General features: G+C 56.9%; 1 protein-coding gene. It reads left to right on the top strand.

Going from position 1 to position 255, the window contains the following annotated elements; genetic code table 11:
* Window positions 1-255, top strand: a 255-nt coding sequence (locus tag C5P05_RS08205) for an integrase core domain-containing protein (protein WP_157979199.1), incomplete at both ends; no start/stop codon positions are given.

Below are 255 nucleotides of genomic sequence, written 5' to 3'. Positions count from 1 at the left end.
GATTGATCGTGCATTCGGACCGCGGTAGCCAGTATGCCAGCGCTGCACACCAGGCGCTGCTGAGCAAGTATGGCCTGATCGGCAGCATGAGCCGCAAGGGCAACTGCTGGGACAACGCGGTAATGGAGCGATTCTTCCTGAATTTGAAGATGGAGCGCGTTTGGCAGCAGGATTACGCCAACCATACCGAAGCCAGGAACGACATTGCGGACTACATCGTCAGCTTCTACAACAGCCAGCGGTTGCACTCCACAC

Source organism: Rhodoferax ferrireducens, from assembly GCF_003347515.1.
Taxonomy (GTDB): domain Bacteria; phylum Pseudomonadota; class Gammaproteobacteria; order Burkholderiales; family Burkholderiaceae_C; genus Rhodoferax.
This window is presented reverse-complemented; position numbering and strand designations above follow the sequence as displayed.